Raw genomic sequence first — 6,105 nt, 5'->3', positions numbered from 1 at the left:
TTGTTCGATGTTTATGAGTTTCGAAATTAGCTAATACTTTAGTATTAGCTTAGCATTGATTCCTAAAGAATTGCTTAGCCCTAATTTAGGACTTGTCCAGTTTCAAAGGCGTGACCGCGGAGATAAACGCGGGTTTCCATCCGCTTTTTCCCGGGGGCCTGAATTTCCCCAATGCTGATGGCGGCATCGCCGGTTTTTACAATCAATCCTTCATGGGCGTCGGCAACAACCAGGGTTCCGGGTTGTTCGTTTCCGGCCCACTGGATGATTTCGGGCTTAAAGCATTTTATTTTCTCATCCTTGTAAATAAAATATGCCCCTGGCTGGGGATCCATGCCGTTGATCAGGGCTAAAATTTCATGACTGCTTAAATCCCAGCGAATATGACCGGTATCCTTAAGAATTTTTTGAGCATAGGTTGCCTCATTATCATTCTGGGGAACGGGTTCACGTTTTCCGGTAATTATACCCTCCAGACTTTCTATTAACAGGTCGGCACCAAGCCTGGCCAGATCCTCATGGAGTATTCCAAAGGTGGTTTCCGGAGTAATGTCCAGGTCGGCCATTGCAAGCATATCTCCGGTATCCATGCCCGAACTCATTTGCATAATGGTGACGCCTGCTTTAGCTTCACCATCAATGATCGCCCGCTGAATCGGTGCTGCTCCCCGATATTTAGGCAGCAGTGAGCCATGGATATTTAGCGAACCATAGGTCGGCATATAAAGAATTTCTTCTGAAAGCATCTGGCCATAGGCTGCCACAATGAAAACATCCGCTTGATAGGGTTTTAATTGTTCAATGAATGCCGGGTCCTTAATTTTTTCAGGCTGTAACACTTTAATGCCTAGGCCCAGTGCTTTTTCTTTGAGTGGTAATACCGCTATTTTTTTTCCCCGTTTGTTGGGGCGGTCCGGCTGAGCAATAACCGCAACAACGTCGTGACCTGATTCTACAAGTTTTTCAAGGGCGGGAACACCGAAATTGGTGGTTCCCATAAAAACAATTCTTAGTTTTTTCATTTTACAACGCGGTCAATAAAGAGGATACCATCCAGGTGATCCAGTTCATGACAAACCGCCCGTGCCAACAAATCCGAACATTCCAGTTGAAAAACCTTGCCTTCAATATCGGTTGCTTCCACTACCAGAGATTGGGCGCGGCAAACCGTACCCGACTGTTCGGGAAGGCTCAGACAAGCCTCTTCGTCAAAGGCCTCGCCTTCAGAGGAAAGAATAGTTGGATTAATAAAAGTCATCGGACCTTCCCCCACATCAATCACTACCATTCTTTTTAAAATTCCAATCTGCGGTGCAGCCAATCCTACCCCTTCGGCTTTTTTCATGGTTTCAATCATGTCCGCATTCAATATTTTTATTTTTTCATCGATTTCAACGATGACCCGAGAAATTTTTCTTAAAATCGGGTCATCATCAATTCGTAATTGTCTTACTGCCATTTTTTCCTCCTTTTATCCTTTTTAGGGATTAATTTCAATCGAAACCTTTGATTTTAATTTTTCAATGGTTCCCGAACCAATAATTTCGGTCATCAGCTTTTGATACTCTTTTAAATCCGCCATTTTTAAAATAATCTGATATTTTCGGTTACCGCCGGAAATTACACCGATGCTTACGGGTTTAAACAGGCTATTTTTTAAATCTTTTTTAGTTTTTAAATTAGCCTTAAGGGCTAAATAGAGTTTTAAGGCATCACTTTCGGCTTCACCGGCATTTTCCTGGAATACGCCAAAAACAATCATGTTCATGACGGGCGGGTATTGCAGCAGCCGTCGATAATTGATCTCGCTGTTATAAAATTCCTGGTAATTTTCGTGTACAATAGAGTAAATGGCATCATTTTCCGGATCATTGGTTTGAATGAGCCCAGTGGTGTGTTCACCCATGGCTTTTGAGAAAAAACGGCCATAGTTTTGATATACATTTTCAGCACTGCGATAATCACCCTGATTGATGTCACTGTCGATAAAAACCGCCGCCGCCAAGCTTGCCCGGGATAAATCAAAGTGTTTGGCAATGATCTGAGTACCAATGAGAATATCAATTTTTCCCTTAGCCAGTTCGCCATTGATTTTTTTTATTTCTGCGGGTTTAATTTTCCCTTGAACGTTGAGTACCCGTGCTTCAGGAAATCTTTTTCTAATGAGAACCTCCACCTGGTCAATGCCAAATCCCATGTGTCGCATCCGGTCACTTCCACAGGTTGGGCACTTTACCGGGATTTTCTTTTGAAACCCGCAGTAATGACAGGCGAGCGTTTGTTCTCCATGAAAGTATTTTAAAGCAATACCGCAGTGGGGACATTTTTCAACCTGTCCGCAGGCTCTGCAAAAAAAACAATTGGCGTAACCCTTCTTATTAATATAGAGTACACTTAACTGCTTTTCATGTAAACAGGAAATTAATAATTCAATGAGTCGCCGACTGAAAAAGCCCATATTCCCGCTGTGAATTTCCTTTTGCATATCGATGACTTCAATGGTCTTTTGAACCTGGGGGGCCACTCCGATTTCCAGCAGATTGATTCTGCCCTCTTTGGTTTGATGCCAGGTTGATACACGAGGCATGTCATCCCCAAGAATCAAAGCGGCTCCCATCAACTCGCAATATTTCTGAGCAATATCGGTAGTATGACATCGTGGTGCCTTCATGAAAACATACGAAGGATCATGTTCGTCATCAATGATCACAAGGCCAAGATTTTCCATTGGCAAAAACAGGGCGGATCTCACGCCAATGATTATGCGAATGTTACCACTGCGAACCTTTTGAAAAAGCGTGTGCCGCTCTGCCTGGGTCAGCTGTCCATGATAAACGCCAACTTGATCACCAAAATATTTATAAAACATCTCCATTCGTTGAAGTGTTAAATTGATTTCTGGAAACAATACAATGGTTCCCTTGCCGTTTCTCAGCTGATCCTCAATACTTTTGAAAAATAACCGATATTTACTGGCCCCATCAAAAACATGAAAAAGAATGTTTTTTTTTGCTTTGGTTAAATCCTGAATTTCTCGATACCAGTATTTCTCTTTTTCGGTGAGCACCACTTCCGGCAAGGCGGTCTGATCTGTCTTCGCGTTCCCTCCGCCCAATGACTGTGAGGTAATCTCCTTCACTGATACATATGCTTTATTAATGAGGGTTTTTAAAGTGCTGTTGAGGATTCCCGGAAACACTTTAAGCTCGGCTCCTGACATACTTTTCCGACTTAAAAACTCCAGCAGCTTTCGCTGATTGGACCCCAGTCCCTTTTGCTTTTCAAGCGCTTCGGCTCCTTCAGGCGTAATCGCATAAAGCTGTATTTTCTTGTCAGATACGGTTTTCCAGATAGTCACCGGATAAAGAATTCTATCCGCCAGAAGTTCTTCCAAAATCTGCTGATCTTTTTTATCCACATTTTTATCCATCAGAATCCGATTTTGGTCATCCTTAAAATAATGCTGGATAAACCAGGTTCCAGCTAGTGATTCAGCATGTTTCTCCTGGTTCTGATGATATTCAATTTCTCGTATGGCCTTAACGGATGAGGTGAAGTAAGAAAGGACCTCATAAAATAAAGAACAATAATAGGACTTCATCCAAAGACAAAGCTCTACCTGTTCTTTAAGTAAAATGGGTTCTTTATCAATGCACTCCAGAATTTCTTTTATTTTTCCTGTGTAATGTGATGTTTCTTTTACAACAGTAACAAATCCCTCTGTACGCCGGTTGCCAAAACCAAAGGCAACCACCACACGCATCCCAACCTTGATTAACTCTTCGGATTTTTTGGGAACAGCGTAGTCATAGGCGTGATCAATGCGTTTGTTTTTCTGGTTTAAAAAGACTTCTGCAATTTTCACAGTTTTAATTAATCCTAAGCTTTAGTAATGAGTGTGGTTGCAACAGCTTCCACATCAAGGAGTATGGCTTCTTCGGTTTCTTCAATGATTGCCGTTTCATGCGGTTTACCTTCATTATAGATACAATGGATCATATCTTCTGCAATTTCGTTGGTTGCAATGGTCACAGGATTATCAATTTTTATTTTTACCAGCGGTTCGTCACCGTCTATAATTTCTCTGGCGCGTTTGGCCGTCGCAAGGACCAATGAATATTTATTGTCAGCTTTCGCAATTAAATCGTTTAATGCAGGATATCTCATAATTACCTCCCAAGTATATCTTCAATTTTATTTTTCAAACGTTCTGTACGGCATTTCTCAGCCGTTATAATGCATTGTACCCGATGGGCCGCATCCTCTAGTTCATCATTTATTACAATGTAACTATAGTCATCGGCATTTTTCATCTCGTAATAAGCGCAGTTAAGCCGCATCTCCATTTGTTCCTTGCTTTCAGTGCCCCGTTCTTCAATTCGGCGCTTTAGCTCCTGCATTGAAGGGGGAACAATGAAAATATAGATGCCTTCTTTATAATTGCTGCGCACCTTAGCCGCACCCTGTATATCAATTTCCAGAATAACATCAAATCCTGAATTCAGAAGATCTTCGACGTAATCCTTAGGGGTGCCATAGAAATTTTCATAAACTGTGGCATACTCCAGGTACTGTCCTTCCTGAATTCTGGTTTTAAAGCATTCCTGTGAAATATAAAAATAATCCCGGCCGTGTTTTTCACTGTTTCGGGGTTGGCGGGTTGTTTCTGATATGGAAAGACGAATATCCGGATTGTTCTGGCTAATAATCTTACACACGCTGCCCTTACCCGCACAGGATGGCCCTGATATGACAATGAGAATTCCCTTTTCTCTCTCAAAAAAAAGCTCTCCTGTTCCATCTTCATTTAATGCTTCTTTTATTATTGGACATCCGCTCACTGGTTTCATACACACCCCTACTCTATATTTTGAATTTGCTCTCGAATTTTTTCGATTTCACTTTTAATGTCAACCACAATATTTGCGATAGCCAGATCATTGGCTTTTGATCCAATGGTATTAATCTCACGATTAACTTCCTGAACTAAAAAGTCCAGTTTTCTGCCCACCGGTTCTGTTTCAATCATAATGCTTTCTAATCTACCAATGTGGCTTTTAAGCCGTGTTATTTCTTCGTCAATACTGAGCTTATCCGCCATGATGGCAACTTCCATCAGGAGCCGTTTTTCGTCAATTTCAATGGAATCAACATAGGTTGATATTCTTTGACGAAGTTCATCCCGGTATTTTCCAAGCATGTCCGGACTTTTTCTTTCGATTTCTTCGGTATATTGAAGTATTAACCGACATCGATTCAAAACATCAACCTTCAGGTCAAGGCCTTCCCGTTCCCGGCTGGCGTTGACCTCTTCCAGAGTTCTGATCAGGATCGGTTCAATTTTTTCCCAAATTTCTTCATAATCATCACGATCTTCTTCCATGGTGACAACGTCCGGAAATTTTGCAATTAGGGATAAACTCAGATCGTCACTGATCATAGAATCGAGGTGTCGCATTTGATTCAGTACTGAAATATAGTCTTTTGCAAGTTCCCGATTAAAAACAATCCGGCGGTTTTTTATTCCCAACTCGGTGTATTTAATAAAAACCTCTATCCGTCCTCTGGCAACTTTCTGAGAAATGGTATTTCTGATTTTTTCTTCAACAGGGTTAAGGGTTTTAGGAATCTTAATAAAAAAATCTCTGAATCGATGATTAATCGTTTTTATTTCAATCGAAAAATCCACTTCCTCGTCACGATAGTCCCCTCGGCCGAAGCCTGTCATACTTTTCATGGTGTTTCTCCATTTCTTTCAAACTCATACCGTAAATCCATAGTGTTCATAACAATAAAATTCTTGCCAGGCCATGTGTTATTTTGATTTTTGTTCTTCTTCGCGTCCAATGATCATTTTATTAGATATTATGCTGGTACAATTTACTATAAAGTCGTCACATAAACACTTAATCTATATACTATATCGAACTCTTTTAAAAAAGTCAATCAAACCACCCTTCTTTTCATTATAAATAAAGAATCCTCGCCAAAACCGGTTTATCTTAATAATTCTTTAGAATCATTATGTTTTTACTGCATTTCGATGGTTTAAATGATAAAATTATTATTATATAGGTAATTGCAAAACTCATAAACATCGAACAA

6 protein-coding genes are annotated in these 6,105 nt (G+C 40.6%); all 6 read right to left on the bottom strand.

Translation table 11 applies throughout. The features are described 5' to 3' along the window. Positions 1-80: 80 nt before the first annotated feature. From fmt to AKG39_RS18805, 6 genes are read right to left on the bottom strand one after another with little or no spacing between them, the layout of a single operon-like run. Complete coding sequence (fmt, locus tag AKG39_RS18830) at positions 81-1,022, bottom strand: methionyl-tRNA formyltransferase (protein WP_050741954.1); 942 nt, start codon at positions 1,020-1,022, stop codon at positions 81-83. Further along, the gene (gene def / locus AKG39_RS18825) at positions 1,019-1,459 is read right to left on the bottom strand and encodes a peptide deformylase (protein WP_050741953.1); all 441 of its coding nucleotides are present in this window, start codon (positions 1,457-1,459) and stop codon (positions 1,019-1,021) included. The genes fmt and def overlap by 4 nt, the downstream gene beginning before the upstream one ends. A gap of 21 nt (positions 1,460-1,480) precedes the next feature. Then, positions 1,481-3,865 (bottom strand): replication restart helicase PriA, encoded by a 2,385-nt coding sequence (gene priA, locus AKG39_RS18820; RefSeq protein ID WP_050741952.1) that lies wholly within the window; start codon positions 3,863-3,865, stop codon positions 1,481-1,483. A 14-nt stretch (positions 3,866-3,879) separates the two neighbouring features. Beyond that, the gene (gene rpoZ, locus AKG39_RS20955) at positions 3,880-4,167 is read right to left on the bottom strand and encodes a DNA-directed RNA polymerase subunit omega (RefSeq protein WP_050741951.1); all 288 of its coding nucleotides are present in this window, start codon (positions 4,165-4,167) and stop codon (positions 3,880-3,882) included. Between the two features lie 2 nt (positions 4,168-4,169). Next, the gene (gene gmk / locus AKG39_RS18810; RefSeq protein WP_083439674.1) at positions 4,170-4,850 is read right to left on the bottom strand and encodes a guanylate kinase; all 681 of its coding nucleotides are present in this window, start codon (positions 4,848-4,850) and stop codon (positions 4,170-4,172) included. Positions 4,851-4,858: 8 nt separating this feature from the next. Continuing rightward, complete coding sequence (locus AKG39_RS18805; protein WP_050741950.1) at positions 4,859-5,737, bottom strand: YicC/YloC family endoribonuclease; 879 nt, start codon at positions 5,735-5,737, stop codon at positions 4,859-4,861. Between the last annotated feature and the right edge of the window lie 368 nt (positions 5,738-6,105).

It is taken from the genome of Acetobacterium bakii (assembly GCF_001263355.1).
Lineage (GTDB): Bacteria > Bacillota > Clostridia > Eubacteriales > Eubacteriaceae > Acetobacterium > Acetobacterium bakii.
The sequence above is the reverse complement of the archived record's forward strand: the minus strand, read 5'-3'. Positions and strand labels throughout refer to the sequence as shown.

Coding starts and splice junctions, on each gene's coding strand:
- fmt (WP_050741954.1), bottom strand. CDS start 1,022: ATGAAAAAACTAAGAATTGTTTTTATGGGAACCACCAATTTCGGTGTT.
- rpoZ (WP_050741951.1), bottom strand. CDS start 4,167: ATGAGATATCCTGCATTAAACGATTTAATTGCGAAAGCTGACAATAAA.
- AKG39_RS18805 (WP_050741950.1), bottom strand. CDS start 5,737: ATGAAAAGTATGACAGGCTTCGGCCGAGGGGACTATCGTGACGAGGAA.
- def (WP_050741953.1), bottom strand. CDS start 1,459: ATGGCAGTAAGACAATTACGAATTGATGATGACCCGATTTTAAGAAAA.
- gmk (WP_083439674.1), bottom strand. CDS start 4,850: ATGAAACCAGTGAGCGGATGTCCAATAATAAAAGAAGCATTAAATGAA.